Genomic DNA, 12,366 nt, shown 5'->3' on the forward strand with positions numbered 1-12,366 from the left:
GGAATATGGCACGATATGAAATCTCCAACGAAGTCAGGCCGCTCGACAGGCTCATCACAGGCTTTGCCTCCTCATGCGGCTATGAAATACAGACCGTATTCAACGACCTGCTGCGTTTCATCATCCACGGCTTCTCTCCGGGAGCACCGCCAATAAGCAAATGGAAATACAAGCGTCAGCAAAACGCCTCGTTCATGGAAATGACAGCCGAATGGACACGTATCATGCAGAAACAAATCGGCAGGTCGGGCTGGTTCGACGCTTTCGGTGAACTCCACATGGCTTACTGCTCAAAACCGGGACAGCAGGCAAACGGACAGTTCTTCACGCCGTCACATATCTGTGAACTCATGGTCATGTGCGCGGCAGGTAAAAAAGAGACCGGACAGAGGATGGGAGACCCCACATGCGGCAGCGGAAGGCTCCTGCTGGCATACCATGCGCACAATCCGGGAAACTATCTGGTCGGAGAAGACATCAGCCGGACCTGCTGTATGATGACCGTATGCAACATGCTCGTCCACGGATGTGTCGGGGAAGTGATCTGTCATGACAGTCTCCAGCCGAAGGCATTCACCGACGGATGGAAAGTCAACCAGGCTCTGCCCTTGACGGGAATACCTTCTATAAGACGCATGAAGGAAGAGGAATACAGGAATCCTCTTCCGGAAAATATCGGACGCTTCAAAGAGGCAGTCCGTATCATCAACCTATTGGACAAATAATTACCAACCATTTAAAAAATATAATTATGGAAGCTTTAGCAACATTGAACAATCAGAGACAGTTTGATTTCCAGAACAACGGAATCGAAGTAATGGACCTTGAAACACTACAGCGTACCTACAAGGAGAACGACATCTACGGCAATCCGGTAAGGGGAATCTACCACTACCAGGTCATCCAGCGCATGACGGACATCTGCCGCCGTCACAACCTGAACTACGAGGTGGAGGAAATCTTCGCCGCCCAGAACAAGAACCGTACACAGCCCGGAGTGGTCATCCTGCCACAGGTGGAACAGACCTATGGAGAGAAGGCGGTAGAAGCACATGTACTGCGCAGGATCTTCACGACCATCCGCATTCTGAACGGGGATACCGATGAACTGACAACCACACTCGTGGTAGCCTACCATCAGGACGGTATCCAGGCGGCAATAGGTCCCTGTGTACGTATCTGCCACAACCAGTGTATCCTTTCACCCGAACGAAGCGTTGCCAACTACGGCAAGGACAAGGTGACTACCGAGGAACTGTTCGGGAAGGTAGATGCTGGATGCGCAATTTTGAGCGTGACATGGATGCGGACAGAAGCCGAATCCAAAGGCTCAAGGAAAAGGTGTTGACACCCGGTGAATTGTACATGATCATCGGTATGCTGACGGCTCTGCGTGTATCCCATGACAGTGCAGACAAAAGACTGGCATCACAGGTGGACACCTATCCGCTTAACCAGGGACAGATTTCCGTGTTTACGGAAGAACTGCTCAAACTCTCACTTGAACAGCCACGCATTACAGCGTGGGATGTCTACAATGTAGCGACAGAAATCTACAAGCCTGGAAAGACTGATTTTCCTGCCATGATTCCACAAAATGGAGCAATGGCCGATTTCCTGCTTTCATATAACCAGAATTAGAATCTGAGACCGAAGACAACAGGCCCGGTTCCGTCACCAGCGGAATCGGGCTTTGTATTTTATTAACTGTAATAATCAGATAAGATATGGCAGCAAGTAACAGAAAAAAGGCTGAAATGTATATCCTTTTCAGCTGCAACGCATGGCACGAATACAGTTCATTCGAACCAAAGGCAGTTTTCTCTTCCATAGAAAAGGCAGCAGACTTCCTGCAGAAGAACAGAAGAAAACTGAAACTGGAGGAAGATGACGTCGAATGTTTCAGACAGCACAGTCAGACTCAGGGCAGGAATACCAATTACCTGGTACAGTCCTGTCCCTACAATCCAGTCCGTGCAAGAGACTTGGAATGACAAAGAATCCCATTCATAAACAATCATATAAAAATATACGACTATGACAAATGGCGAAAGCACTTACATCGGAATGTCCCTGCCGGAAGGAATACGGTACATCACCGTTTTTGAAAAAGGGGATTTTGAAAACTGCGGAAGAATACTCAGGACATTCTACAGTACGGAAAACAGGGTGAAAAAACTGCTCGCTTTGGGAAACCAGTTCCATCTGGAAGGAAGCCTGTCATCAAACGAAAACAAGAAAAGCTGTTGGCCTTTGAATAATGAGAATCCCATTCACGAAGCAAAGGAAATATCAGGCAAGGAAAAGTTCTTCCTGCTCGGTGACTGGACTTACCTGTATGAAAATGGCAGATGGCTTCTGGGCTACGGAGGAAAAATTTATGAAATCAGCCATCCTGAATTTTCAGTCTTTGTTCCCGACAAGGACCATACGCCTTCCCCTTTGGACAAAGGACTTTCCTTTGCCGTAATCGGCGAAACGGGAAAACTGGAATTCACTCCGGAAATTGTAAACGGATGGGATACCTGGAAAAGCCTTCCCAAAAGAGTCAGTGAAAAAGGAAAAACGGTATATGTATTCCGCAAAACACAACTTATAAAAGTCATCAAACCTAAAAAACTGGAATCATGAAAGAAATCAATATGACAACGGCCATATCATGTATGCCGGACAAATTCATTACAATGGAAATGGTTGAACTGGCCGCAACCGAACACCGTCCGGAATTGGTCAACTATCTGCCGGAGAAATATATTACTTCTGAAATACTTGACAGTATATTCAAAACAGATGATTACGGATGGCGTTCCTGGCAGCTTTCGAAGATACCTGAAGAAAAACGTAATCGCCAGATTTGTCTAAGGGCAATAAAGGCCGAAAAGAGTAATTTTCCTGACATACCGGAAAAATACAGGAACAGTGACATACTTGAATCGCTGTTCGCACACAGGAATTTCATGCACTACCTGCATCTGATACCTTCATCCTCATGGAACAACGGACCAGTCCGTGATGCAATATACTCCCTTTACCGTGACGTACAGCAAAACGGAGGTTACCGGTACTGTTCAGAGAGGTATGAACAGCAGTTCTTATATGAAACAAGCGTCATGCTTTCTTTCGTTCCGCGACAAGCCAAGGATTTCAGACTTTGGAAAGAACTGATCCATGACGGACGTATCGCAACCATGACTATCGACAAAATGATGCCTAAATGTTTCAAACAGGCAGCATACTACAAGGAATGGGCCATACGCTGTATCAAGGAAGTGGATACACGCTGGCTTGACTATGACACCGTATGGAAGGCCATCTGTCACAAGACAGGCAACCTGCATGGCATTTTCGATTCATACGGACATTACGAGTGGTTCTCCAAACATGCGGATGATGCCATGGCTGACAAAGCAATGGAGCTGGAACCTAACCTGTTTAACAAACTTCCCAGACGGTTCCGGACACCGGAAAGACTTATTCATACACTTGAAGTAAAAAGAGAAATCAACAGTTACAACTTCATTCTTGAACCGAACCTGATGACGAAAGAGGTCTGTATGGCACTGGCCAGAAGGGATTCGTTCTACCCTGATATTCCATCGGAACGCTGGAACAGGGAACTTGTGGAATATTTCACCGAATACGGCCATAGTCTGCGCTGGCTCCCTCAACTGCCGAAGAAACTACAGACCAGAAAACTTGCCCAGAAGGTTCTCAAGGAGAAGCCTCAATACTTCCATTATCTGCGGATGGAATTCATCACACCTGAAATGTCCAGGCTGTTATGTCAAAAAGACCAGGATAATATCCGGTATTTCAAGGAACGGGTCATGGAATTCCAAAAATATACAGGGCTTCCAGCCGAATTCTATGGATGTGAAACGGATTTCAAGCATATCAGGGACCGTGATGACAGCCGCCGATACTGCCGTATAGGACTCGCTTACATCGCCTTACAAAAATGTAAACGCGGATGGCATGAAAGTGAATACTATCTTATCATGACACGCCATCCCAACCGATATATGCCTGCCAAGACAGTGTTCAGAAAACAGATTACTACATTCCACCGGACATGGCTGGAAAAGACAATATGTGACAACGACCCGCAATTCCGGATTCCGAAGATTCAAAAGGATTTGAAGGATGTACAGGCCATGCGGTATTATGAGGTGGAACATATCCGTACCATACTGGGTTGCGAAATATTCCGCAACTCTTTCATGGGGCAGACAGTGGAATACTGTATCCGCAAGGACGGGCTGACCTACCATGACAGGAACATGGAAAGGCTCGCCTCCGGCCTGCAATACAAGATCCGTCAATTGAAGGAGCAGGCTGTACTCCCCAAAGGAACAGATGACTCTATGGAAATCAATGCAGAAACGGTACACCGCAATATGGGGTATTGTCTGATTGGAATAGAAGCCTTTGCGGAAGACTACGGACTGGACATAGCCCGGACCTATACCCTGAAAGAGCTGAAGGACGTTATCCATGAACAGGGATACAAGCCTTCACTGGAGAAATACAAAAAAGAAGTCCAACATCTAAATCTTATCTGAATATGAATATTCTCCAAAAAAGAATTGAAAACCTGTGCGATGAAATCATCGGCAGGATACTTGCACTGATGAAGGTAAACTCGGTTTCCGAAGTAATACTGACAGACAATGACAATCCGGTTTACGTAATCTGGTTTGACAAGATGGGTGATCCGTGCGAATGTTCCGTACACAAGGTAACTGCTGTCGGAAAAGGAATCACACTTGAAGTCCATGATAAGATAACCGGAGAAAATTATAAGGTAACAAGCCGCCATGAGGCGGCTCTGGCCAATCCGGTATGGCTTAACGATATTCTGGAAGCCATAACAAACATCTTCCATATAAAAGAAGATAATGTTATATGCTGCAAATGCGGAAGTACAAACGTAACCTGTGAAGCGATGATAAATCCCAATACAAAGGACTTTGACCACTATACAGATGACTCTTTTCAGTATGGGTGGTGCGACAACTGTAAAACCGGAGTAGTCATAAGCGACACATCTGAAGTAAAGAAGGGAATATCTCAGAAATATAAAGAGTTTACAGAGACTTACAATACCGAACCGCAACTGGCCTTATGCCGTATCATCTGGAAAGATGATATGAAAGAAACGGAAGTTTCCATAGCACTCGAAAACATTCCGGAAGAGCATGATGATACCATCTTCTTCTATTGCGACAGCCTGTCCGATTTCATGGCGTTGGCAGAATACGGAGGAGAAGACTTCATCGTTACGGAATGTTTTAACTTTACCAACTTGGAAAATGAGGAATAATTTATTTTCATCTTTTCAAAGTTGCCTGATATGTAAACTTTATATATATTTGCAGCATGAAACAGGAAAGGACCATATCAGCCTACAAGAATTATTTCATGGACTTTATCTCATCTCTCAGAAAAGAGGAAGCCCGTAAGATATACTACATTCTTGATATGCTGAAAGTACAGGAAAGGGTAAGCAGCAAGTTCGTAAAGTATCTGCGCGAAGAGCTCTATGAAATCCGTGCTGAATATGGAGGCAACATCTTCCGGGTATTCTTCATATTTGATGACGGGAACATCGTAATCCTGTTCAACGGATTTCAGAAAAAGACAAAGAAGACACCGCCTTCTGAAATAGAAAAGGCATTAAAGATAAAGGAGGAGTATTATGAAAGCAAGAAATGAAAACCTGACCAGCATCGATGCTATCATGGATGCGGAATTCGGCAAGCCGGGAACACCTGAACGTGAGGAGTTCCGTAAGGAGGCATACGCCTACTGCATGGGACAGATTATATGCGATGCCAGAAAGAAGGAAAAGATGACCCAGTCCGAACTGGCTGAAAAAATCGGGACCAACAAGTCCTATATCTCCAGAATAGAAAAAGGTATTGTAGATCCGGGTATCAGTACGTTCTGCCGTATCATTGATGCACTCGGATTGAAGATTGAAATTGTCAAACCGGTATTATAATGGAAAATTATCAGGAAAAAGCCAGAGAAAACTTTTACCGCAACCGTCCATACGGCATTCACATTGATTATGCCCGAAAAGGATTTGTACTGTTCAATCACTATACAAATAGTCTCGGCAAACAGGAAACCGGTTCTATTGAAGGCCTTCCCCTTGAAAAGTTCGAGGATGTGGACGCGATACCATTGAACGGGAAAATTATAAAAAATGGTAACCAGACAACAGACATCTATTTCTATACAGACGATTCAAATCCTTACAAAAACATGAAGCTGGATATGGATGCTCTGAAACAGTATAATCGGTTCATTTATCCCCTGTCACTTTTTTTAGACAGGATATTATAACAAGACGAGGGTGTGTCGTAATACGCGATTCACCCTCTTTTCTTTATCAGCGATAAGAGCATAGTTAACTCTTTCAGGCAGCGATATTCTGAAGATAATCTCGATTATTTTGTTCCCAATAGCCTAAAAGAGCGGTAATAAGGCCGTAAAGGTGTTTAATTGGCCAATTTATACCCTCTTTATTCATCTTGGTACACATCTTTTTTATATTGAAGGCGATGGCCAGGAAGGAAAAGTCCATAAGAACCTTGTCCTTCCCAAAATGACGGAAGCGCTTGTAGTTCATGTTGAATTTTATCTGTCCAAATACAGCTTCCGGCTCTATACACCTTTGCCCTCTGTATTTCAACCCTTCTTCGGAACAGAGAAGTTCCCGGGCTTTCTGTTTGTATATCCTGAGTCGGTGATTCAGTTCTATCGTCCTGTTTCCTTTAGCTTTAAAACACAGACATCTTAACGGACATCCTTCGCATCTGACAGCCCTATACCTGACATATTCGACTACATATCCGGATTCGGTTTTCGTATGCCTGGTACCTACCCTCTGCATCTTTTGCCCCATTGGACAGACGCAGTAATCCTGTTCTTCATTGTAGAAAAAGTTTTCGGCCTTAAAAGGATCCGGTTTAAATCTTGGCCGCTGCTCCATGTGGAAATAATTGTATTTGACGTATGCTTCCATCCCGTTTTCCGACATAAAGTGGTAATTCTCTTCTGATCCGTAACCGGAATCAGCAACCACCGTATGAGCCAACTGCCCGTATCTGTCGGCAAAGGACTTCAGAAAGGGAATCATCGTCAAGGTGTCAGTCGGATTCGGGAAAAGAGAATAATCGATAATGAATTGATTTTCCGTAGCAATCTGAAGATTATATCCGGGTTTTGTCTGACCGTTACGCATGGCATCCTCTTTCATTCTCATAAAGGTGGCTTCTTTGTCTGTCTTGGAATAAGAGTTACGGTCCTGAAGATTGTCCAAATGGGTGTTGTATTCCTGAAGCTTATCCCTGTGAGCTTCCAGTTCTTTCAGCTGTTTGTGTTTCTTTTTCAGCTCTGATTTCTGCTCTTTCGTGGAAGGCTCTGCAGTCTGTTCAAGGGCATTGCGTAATTCCCCAGCCATTTCTGTCAATATGGAAGGGGTAAACTCAATTCCATCGTTGTTTTCCGAAGCTTTTTCCTGAGCGATGACGTCATCTATTTGGCTTAACAGAACCCTGATTTTCTTCATCAGTCGTTCACGGTTTCGCTCAACGCTCTTCCGCCATACAAAAGTATATTTGTTGGCCTTGGACTCAATCTTTGTTCCGTCAATATATTCCACATTCAGACTGATGAAGCCTTTGGATGAAAGCAGAAGTACGGTTTGGGTAAACACTTCGTTAATCTCCTTCTTCACCCGATTACGGAAACGGTTGATAGTAATGAAGTCCGGTTTCTCATAACCGGCTAACCAAATGTAATGGATATCACGATGAAGAAGCTTTTCTATTTTCCGGCAGGAGTATATATTGTTCATATAGGCATACAAGATAACCTTTAGCATCATCTTGGGATGGTAAGGACTACGGCCGCATTCTTTGTATAACTTCCTGAAACTTTCAAGATTCAGGCTTTCAACCAAAGCGTCAACCATGCGTACAGGATCGTTTTCTGCAATATCTTCATCGATTCTTTGCGGAAAAAGTACCGTTTGGTTGGGAGTGTATGGACGAAAATGTATCTTTGCCATATGTATAAATCTTTATGCTTAAAGATACAAAATCTTTAGGTAATAACAAAGCCCCAGCTTGTGAAAGTCGGGGCTTTGTGCTAAAAAAAGAAGGTGTGCTTTTTGGCAAACTTTTTTTGTTTGATAATTGATTGATAACCAGTAGTTAGTTTCGCTTAAAAAAGCTAATCTCTACTTATAAGCATACATAGAGGGTTTCAATAACCAACTGATACTGAAGACAAAAGTATATAAAAAAGTCGGATTGTAAAACACTGGAAAAGAACCTTCTTTTATCAATCAAGGAAATCAAAAAGTGTATAGAGCAAAGTGGCGCATGTATGGTATAGATAATTCCGTACATGCGCCACTTTCTTAATCATCTGATTTGCATTGATTTACATTAATTGTTATTATATACTATCATTTGGTACTGATAAGCATTGATTTTGCTTGTGGGGTGTATTATTGTCCACCTAAAAAAATCAAGAATATCTCCTTGAAACGGGTTTGACGAGCAGGTCGATGTGCTCGTGTTCAAGGATATGTTCCATAGCCTTGTATATGGGCATCTTTTCGATACCGGCAATCTTCAGGGCTTCCATCTTGATGGTATTCTCGATGAGCAGCAGGTAGTCTTCCTCCTTCAGCTCAACATATTTCTGTGACTGTGATTTTAATTTTGCCATATTGATGTTGTTATTTGTTTCCGAAGTCGGCAGGAATCTCACCCCACAGGCGGTTGTCCCAGTGCAGCACTTCGATGTCCTTGATTCTTGCCTCCATCACTTTGAGGAATATCTCCGCTTTCTGCAATGCCGGGCATCTGCGTGAAGAGGCTGTCTGTTTGTTACAATACCACGTGATGGCTGTAATGCTGTCCGAGTAGATTGTTCGCGGACTTTCCGGATGTTCCATGACATATCTGACCGCCTCGACAATGCCGAGAAACTCCCCGATATTGTTCGTCCAGTTACCGATAGCTTTGGAAAAGAGTTCTTTTCCTGAAGAGAGGTCGACAGCCCGGAAGCGTGTCAACCTCTCTTTTGCAGAATGGGCACCGTCGGTCGCAATACCCACGACCGGTTTTTCTTTCATTGAATTCCTCCCTGATGTCTGTCTCCCGTATAGATGAACCCGTCGGATTCCATACGTCGTACCAGAGCACGCGCCTGATTCAGATAGTCGGTGATGACACCTTCCTTGTACTTGATATCCTTGCGTCCCTTGAGGATTTCCAGCACACCGTCTATTGTGCGGCTCATTACGCTCTTGCCGTCTTTCGGGTCGAAGAAAATCTTTTTGTTGCCGAACGTCACAGTTACTTGATACAATGTCTTCGGGACGATCACTGTTTCCACATGCGCCTGAAATAACACGGGGGTAGCGGCAACGACTACATACCCGTTGGCTTTGTGCATGGGTTTCAACTCTACCGAGTATAGTATGTTTGGCTCGAGAGTTCCTTTCAGGTCTTCCGAAAGGACACAAATCTGCTTGCCGAATCTTGAGTCTTCACGGACTCCCATCAATTTACGTGTCTTGGAATGGCGCGAAACGAACCCTATCAGTTCGCCCGTCTCTTCCGATCTCGCAAACTTCAGTTGCGATTTTTCCGATGTCATATTACTGTTCTTTCATATTCAATCTATTGCTTTCAATTGACAATCTGTTTTCAATGGGTCACTTTTCCATACAAATATATGCCAATTTTTCACGCCAACAAAACGTTTTAGTTATTAATTTTCAGATGGTTATGTGTAATATATATAGAGAAAAGGCTGCATTCAGTACAGCCTTTCCTCCTCTGTAAAATGACTGAAACGCTCGTCAGTATCAGAAGTTTGCAGTAGATAACGGCATTTCCAATAACGGTAAATCCGCCTTCCGTTGGGTATACAGTGATTTATATCGTCAGCATTCAGATATTGGTTCCCTTGTTCCGTACCGTGGTGCATCCATGTAGCGCACCCGGGCAGGTCCGGGTTGTTCCGGACATAGAAGTCCATTTTCTCTTTACCGGCGACAAAGATATTGTGTATCCGTACGTCCTTATCGATAGGAAACCGGTAGGCGTACAACGCGAAGTCACAGATGTCGGTTTCCAGCAGGTTGCCGCCAAAGTGTTCGGGAGCTTTCCGTTTCAGGTTCTCGAACCCCTCCAGAATACCCGGCCTGTCGCATATCTCGGCAAACCTTTCATCCGTTACCGGCTCAGCCGTCGCATAAACCACCCGAAAACCATTATCCGTACTGTCCAGTACCATGACATGCGCGACTATCCCCGGTGATTTGTTGATACTTTCGTCAATGCTGTCCGAGTCCGTGGTCAGACAGCATTTCAGCGTTCCGATGATTAATACCGCTACCACCAACAGTGTCCAAGGACCTATTGCTGCCGCTATCAATACCAATTCATCGGCCCGTTTCCGTATTTGTTTCATTGATTTTGAGAATGTGGCGGCCGGATACCCCCCGGACCTCGGACACGCATACCTTGCATCCTGCATCCAGCAACCGGTTTCTACATTCTTCCAAGGCGGCGTCGGAAATCCTGATGGCAGGTATACCCGCCGCCGTCATCTTGAACCGGGGCACTTCCGTGATCCGGGTAATCGTTTCGGCATCATCAAAATACGCCTCGAATGAATCTCCGACATGGAAAAGGATGATGGTTTCCACGCCATGCCTTTCCTTCATGCCGCCGTAACAGCGGCGAATAATCTCTTCCTTTTTCATATCAAATAGATATATTAGGTTTGATGTCAGCCAAACATGAAAGTGCCTGTAATCCGTTCAACTGCCGGGCTTTCGTCCGAAATACATATACAGACTTTCTTCATCTGACAAATATACAATAAATTACGGAACGACCCATGTCTATTGCATGAAACTATCCTTTCATCTTCACCTCCCTTCTTTCAAATTGTTCGCGGATGATTTCAACGAGTTGTCCGATGCTGTCGATTTTTTGACTCTTACCGCAGGCTTTGCCATGGAACAATGGCGTGAAGTACAGGTTAAAATCCTCATCGATGGAAAAACCTCCCACGAGGACGATACCCGCCTTGATACGGTAATACTCGCCGTACATGGCGTAATCATCCGTAGTTTTGGTGAACCCGTACTCCGGCAACAAGTCCGGCAAAGTGTCCAGGATCGGCCGGATGACATCCTTGAGAAAATTCGGGGTCTCAACTTCCTTTTTCCGTTTCCGACCTTTTCTGCCGGTTCCGTTATCGTCTTGCAGGTAATGGGCATCGAAACGATCCCGATATCTTTCTGTCAGTTCCTTAATATCCATATCCTTTATACATTTAATTGTTTTCCTCAAGCCACTCTTCCAGTGTCATGGAGTCCTCGAAACCGTATTCGTCAATCTGTACATAGCCGTCCTTTTCCGTGATAAACTCTTTCCTGGTCAGGATGGTTCCGCCATGATTTACCATCACCGTCGGTTCGATGGTCGCCAGACGGTCCCCGTCATCCGACTCCCGGATATCGTATGCGTACAGTCCCTCCGGAACGGCATTCCGGTCAATCCGCATATCCGTAAACAATGCAGGCGTGTCATTGATGGTCATAGACTCAAAGGTCTCGTTGCCAATGTTTTCTTTTGTAATCATATTTATTGATTCAAATAGTTTATTATTCCTGCTTGGGAAGTTCAATGGCTCTTACCCAATTGTTCCGGTCATCAAAACATTCATCATTGATGTTGGCCGTAAATTCCAGCGGTATCATCTTCTCAACCCGCGTTGCGGGGTTATTTTCGTAATCAACGATGATTTTCCCGGCCGGAACGTCACGTTCAAATTCGTCCAGCGGGAAAGAGAATATCCATATTTCCCGGTCTTTATCTTCCCCAAGAAACGCCTTGAGGTTGTCTGTATAAGCCTGGCATTTGTCCCACGAGGTTTCCACGAATGAAATGATTTCCTCTTCCGGTTTGCCGGTACGGTCTTTCAGGAATGCAACGGCATTCCCTTTCCAGATATCCTGCTCGACACAGAGTTCCAGATAACGTTCCCAGACTGTCACCAGCCAGTCCATGTTAATCTCATGCAGGTGGCGGCAGGTGAAACGCTCCCGGCTTTCCGCGTTGTAAAGCGTGCAGCTTCCGTCCGTGCGTATCTCCTCCAACCGGTACATGGTGTATACCGGTATCCCGTGCCCATACCCGTCTTCCCCTTCCTCCTCGACATATACCGTATGGGGCAACATATTTTCCGGCATTTTCGGTATCGCACACAGGTTGGCTATAACTTCCTGTTCCAACGCTTTTTGTTTCTCCTGTATTCTCATTG

17 protein-coding genes and 1 pseudogene are annotated in these 12,366 nt (G+C 44.8%); 9 read left to right on the forward strand and 9 right to left on the reverse strand.

The window, feature by feature from the left end; all coding sequences use genetic code 11:
- Window positions 1-5 precede the first annotated feature (5 nt).
- The 9 genes and pseudogenes from BQ5591_RS19940 (at window position 6) to BQ5591_RS19980 (ending at window position 6,351) form a co-directional block, all read left to right on the forward strand.
- Complete coding sequence (locus BQ5591_RS19940; protein WP_071150665.1) at window positions 6-725, forward strand: N-6 DNA methylase; 720 nt, start codon at window positions 6-8, stop codon at window positions 723-725.
- Window positions 726-751: 26 nt separating this feature from the next.
- Window positions 752-1,641, forward strand: a pseudogene (locus tag BQ5591_RS19945) (DUF932 domain-containing protein).
- Window positions 1,642-1,727: 86 nt separating this feature from the next.
- Window positions 1,728-1,994: a hypothetical protein gene (locus tag BQ5591_RS19950; RefSeq protein WP_004326296.1), complete on the forward strand. Its 267-nt coding sequence runs from the start codon at window positions 1,728-1,730 to the stop codon at window positions 1,992-1,994.
- A gap of 43 nt (window positions 1,995-2,037) precedes the next feature.
- Window positions 2,038-2,631 carry a hypothetical protein gene (locus BQ5591_RS19955; protein ID WP_071150666.1) on the forward strand — a complete coding sequence of 198 codons (594 nt, stop codon included), beginning with the start codon at window positions 2,038-2,040 and terminating at the stop codon, window positions 2,629-2,631.
- Window positions 2,628-4,562, forward strand: a complete 1,935-nt coding sequence (locus BQ5591_RS19960; protein WP_071150667.1) for a hypothetical protein — start codon at window positions 2,628-2,630, stop codon at window positions 4,560-4,562. The genes BQ5591_RS19955 and BQ5591_RS19960 overlap by 4 nt, the downstream gene beginning before the upstream one ends.
- Window positions 4,563-4,564: 2 nt before the next feature.
- Window positions 4,565-5,323: a hypothetical protein gene (locus BQ5591_RS19965; RefSeq protein WP_071150668.1), complete on the forward strand. Its 759-nt coding sequence runs from the start codon at window positions 4,565-4,567 to the stop codon at window positions 5,321-5,323.
- A gap of 56 nt (window positions 5,324-5,379) precedes the next feature.
- Window positions 5,380-5,715: a type II toxin-antitoxin system RelE/ParE family toxin gene (locus BQ5591_RS19970; protein WP_071150669.1), complete on the forward strand. Its 336-nt coding sequence runs from the start codon at window positions 5,380-5,382 to the stop codon at window positions 5,713-5,715.
- Entirely contained in the window at window positions 5,699-6,004 is a 306-nt protein-coding gene (locus tag BQ5591_RS19975; RefSeq protein ID WP_004326306.1) for a helix-turn-helix domain-containing protein, read from the forward strand. Before BQ5591_RS19970 ends, BQ5591_RS19975 begins: the two co-directional genes overlap by 17 nt.
- Window positions 6,004-6,351, forward strand: a complete 348-nt coding sequence (locus BQ5591_RS19980) for a hypothetical protein (RefSeq protein WP_007560866.1) — start codon at window positions 6,004-6,006, stop codon at window positions 6,349-6,351. Before BQ5591_RS19975 ends, BQ5591_RS19980 begins: the two co-directional genes overlap by 1 nt.
- 73 nt (window positions 6,352-6,424) lie before the next feature.
- Here the strand turns inward: BQ5591_RS19980 and BQ5591_RS19985 are convergent, their stop codons facing one another.
- From BQ5591_RS19985 to BQ5591_RS20025, 9 genes are all read right to left on the reverse strand, one after another.
- Complete coding sequence (locus tag BQ5591_RS19985) at window positions 6,425-8,080, reverse strand: IS1182 family transposase (RefSeq protein WP_071148211.1); 1,656 nt, start codon at window positions 8,078-8,080, stop codon at window positions 6,425-6,427.
- A gap of 464 nt (window positions 8,081-8,544) precedes the next feature.
- Window positions 8,545-8,748, reverse strand: coding sequence for a hypothetical protein (locus BQ5591_RS19990; RefSeq protein WP_004303920.1), 204 nt, complete (start codon window positions 8,746-8,748; stop codon window positions 8,545-8,547).
- 10 nt (window positions 8,749-8,758) lie between these two features.
- Window positions 8,759-9,157, reverse strand: a complete 399-nt coding sequence (locus tag BQ5591_RS19995; RefSeq protein WP_008143073.1) for a ribonuclease H family protein — start codon at window positions 9,155-9,157, stop codon at window positions 8,759-8,761.
- Window positions 9,154-9,684, reverse strand: coding sequence for a hypothetical protein (locus BQ5591_RS20000; protein WP_004293684.1), 531 nt, complete (start codon window positions 9,682-9,684; stop codon window positions 9,154-9,156). Before BQ5591_RS20000 ends, BQ5591_RS19995 begins: the two co-directional genes overlap by 4 nt.
- 162 nt (window positions 9,685-9,846) lie before the next feature.
- Entirely contained in the window at window positions 9,847-10,503 is a 657-nt protein-coding gene (locus BQ5591_RS20005) for a hypothetical protein (protein ID WP_008143069.1), read from the reverse strand.
- Complete coding sequence (locus BQ5591_RS20010) at window positions 10,475-10,798, reverse strand: MutS N-terminal domain-containing protein (RefSeq protein WP_004293682.1); 324 nt, start codon at window positions 10,796-10,798, stop codon at window positions 10,475-10,477. Before BQ5591_RS20010 ends, BQ5591_RS20005 begins: the two co-directional genes overlap by 29 nt.
- A gap of 154 nt (window positions 10,799-10,952) precedes the next feature.
- Window positions 10,953-11,363 (reverse strand): hypothetical protein, encoded by a 411-nt coding sequence (locus tag BQ5591_RS20015; RefSeq protein WP_008143066.1) that lies wholly within the window; start codon window positions 11,361-11,363, stop codon window positions 10,953-10,955.
- A gap of 13 nt (window positions 11,364-11,376) precedes the next feature.
- Window positions 11,377-11,685, reverse strand: coding sequence for an LPD28 domain-containing protein (locus BQ5591_RS20020; RefSeq protein WP_008143065.1), 309 nt, complete (start codon window positions 11,683-11,685; stop codon window positions 11,377-11,379).
- Between the two features lie 22 nt (window positions 11,686-11,707).
- Window positions 11,708-12,364 (reverse strand): hypothetical protein, encoded by a 657-nt coding sequence (locus BQ5591_RS20025; RefSeq protein WP_008143063.1) that lies wholly within the window; start codon window positions 12,362-12,364, stop codon window positions 11,708-11,710.
- Window positions 12,365-12,366: the final 2 nt, after the last annotated feature.

The sequence above is a fragment of the Bacteroides ndongoniae genome, assembly GCF_900108345.1.
In the GTDB taxonomy this organism is placed as follows: Bacteria; Bacteroidota; Bacteroidia; order Bacteroidales; family Bacteroidaceae; genus Bacteroides; species Bacteroides ndongoniae.

Excerpts from the sequence above, each read along its gene's own strand:
- BQ5591_RS19975 (WP_004326306.1), top strand. The coding sequence starts at position 5,699 with ATGAAAGCAAGAAATGAAAACCTGACCAGCATCGATGCTATCATGGAT.
- BQ5591_RS19995 (WP_008143073.1), bottom strand. The coding sequence starts at position 9,157 with ATGAAAGAAAAACCGGTCGTGGGTATTGCGACCGACGGTGCCCATTCT.
- BQ5591_RS19950 (WP_004326296.1), top strand. The coding sequence starts at position 1,728 with ATGGCAGCAAGTAACAGAAAAAAGGCTGAAATGTATATCCTTTTCAGC.
- BQ5591_RS20005 (WP_008143069.1), bottom strand. The coding sequence starts at position 10,503 with ATGAAACAAATACGGAAACGGGCCGATGAATTGGTATTGATAGCGGCA.
- BQ5591_RS20020 (WP_008143065.1), bottom strand. The coding sequence starts at position 11,685 with ATGATTACAAAAGAAAACATTGGCAACGAGACCTTTGAGTCTATGACC.
- BQ5591_RS19980 (WP_007560866.1), top strand. The coding sequence starts at position 6,004 with ATGGAAAATTATCAGGAAAAAGCCAGAGAAAACTTTTACCGCAACCGT.
- BQ5591_RS19990 (WP_004303920.1), bottom strand. The coding sequence starts at position 8,748 with ATGGCAAAATTAAAATCACAGTCACAGAAATATGTTGAGCTGAAGGAG.
- BQ5591_RS20010 (WP_004293682.1), bottom strand. The coding sequence starts at position 10,798 with ATGAAAAAGGAAGAGATTATTCGCCGCTGTTACGGCGGCATGAAGGAA.
- BQ5591_RS19970 (WP_071150669.1), top strand. The coding sequence starts at position 5,380 with ATGAAACAGGAAAGGACCATATCAGCCTACAAGAATTATTTCATGGAC.
- BQ5591_RS19960 (WP_071150667.1), top strand. The coding sequence starts at position 2,628 with ATGAAAGAAATCAATATGACAACGGCCATATCATGTATGCCGGACAAA.
- BQ5591_RS20000 (WP_004293684.1), bottom strand. The coding sequence starts at position 9,684 with ATGACATCGGAAAAATCGCAACTGAAGTTTGCGAGATCGGAAGAGACG.
- BQ5591_RS19965 (WP_071150668.1), top strand. The coding sequence starts at position 4,565 with ATGAATATTCTCCAAAAAAGAATTGAAAACCTGTGCGATGAAATCATC.
- BQ5591_RS19940 (WP_071150665.1), top strand. The coding sequence starts at position 6 with ATGGCACGATATGAAATCTCCAACGAAGTCAGGCCGCTCGACAGGCTC.
- BQ5591_RS19955 (WP_071150666.1), top strand. The coding sequence starts at position 2,038 with ATGACAAATGGCGAAAGCACTTACATCGGAATGTCCCTGCCGGAAGGA.
- BQ5591_RS20025 (WP_008143063.1), bottom strand. The coding sequence starts at position 12,364 with ATGAGAATACAGGAGAAACAAAAAGCGTTGGAACAGGAAGTTATAGCC.
- BQ5591_RS20015 (WP_008143066.1), bottom strand. The coding sequence starts at position 11,363 with ATGGATATTAAGGAACTGACAGAAAGATATCGGGATCGTTTCGATGCC.
- BQ5591_RS19985 (WP_071148211.1), bottom strand. The coding sequence starts at position 8,080 with ATGGCAAAGATACATTTTCGTCCATACACTCCCAACCAAACGGTACTT.